Source organism: Candidatus Ichthyocystis sparus (genome assembly GCF_900078745.1).
GTDB lineage: Bacteria > Pseudomonadota > Gammaproteobacteria > Burkholderiales > 2013Ark19i > Ichthyocystis > Ichthyocystis sparus.
The window spans coordinates 1-1,066 of the sequence record NZ_FKII01000032.1 but is presented as its reverse complement, the minus strand read 5'-3'; the positions used below and the strand labels follow the sequence as shown (position 1 = coordinate 1,066).

Below are 1,066 nucleotides of genomic sequence, written 5' to 3'. Positions count from 1 at the left end.
ATCATGAAGTAGCCTAGAAATTAGTTTATAACTATCAGGATGAAACTTAAGGCCCAGAAAATCTACATACTGAGTGGACAACACCTCCCTAACAGTAGTACAAACAATCCCTGTCTCAGAGTAAGTGTAAACATGAACAGGAACATTACTGCTACTCGCGTATCTTCCTTCTGTTCCTTCTGTAGTAGGAGCAGAAGAAGATCCATCTCCTGATGCTTTACACTTATCAACATCCTTACTATTTGTATTTGTTCTGGAACATCGTGCTTTCAAATTAGATGTTGAAGACGATGCTATTAAGGGAATACCAGCAATGTCGAGAACATCAATAAAATCTTTACAATTAACAGCATCTAAACACTCCCCTCCTAGAGCACCAGAAATGCCACCAAATACTTCACGCCAAATAGAGCTAAAAATACACTCTGCCCTACCGCGGATAGCGGAATCTAGTCCCGATAAAAAACTCAGCAACCTATCTCCAGTTAACGTCTCTACACCACCGTCAGGAGAATCGGACAATACTTTAATGTTAGGAAGAGAAGGTATAAAATCAGGTATATGATCGCCATAGTACTTAGAAAAACATCTGTGCACAAAATTATCCCTACACAGTACCTTATAAGTACTACACCAAATAATTCTCCCGGTCGTCGTAAGTTCATCACTCAGGTTTGCAGCAAGTTGAGGCCTCTACTGTTACTACTTTAGCCACCACTGTGGGTGGTGGGTTGAGCACTTGTGATGATATAGGAGAAGCTTCTACTTCCAGATTTAGTACTGTTTCTTCTCCAGCCATTATTGCTGATCAGGATGTTTCTGATTTGCTGGGAGTTAAGTTACATCCTGATAGTGCTCAAATAATTAGTGATCTCATTTCGAGAGCTGTTGAATCAGCTGGAGTTCCTTACAAGAGTAAGTTAAGCGAACAACTTCCATCAAACCTGAGTGATGAACTTACGACGACCGGGAGAATTATTTGGTGTAGTACTTATAAGGTACTGTGTAGGGATAATTTTGTGCACAGATGTTTTTCTAAGTACTATGGCGATCATATACCTGATTT

2 protein-coding genes are annotated in these 1,066 nt (G+C 40.0%); one reads left to right on the top strand and one right to left on the bottom strand.

The features are described 5' to 3' along the window. Nucleotides 1–597: hypothetical protein (locus tag A6733_RS00420; RefSeq protein WP_141663428.1), on the bottom strand; the 597-nt coding region annotated here is incomplete at its 3' end. Between the two features lie 77 nt (nucleotides 598–674). Here A6733_RS00420 and A6733_RS00415 point away from each other — a divergent pair. Next, a partial coding sequence (locus A6733_RS00415; protein ID WP_141663427.1) for a hypothetical protein occupies nucleotides 675–1,066 on the top strand: 392 nt, incomplete at its 3' end.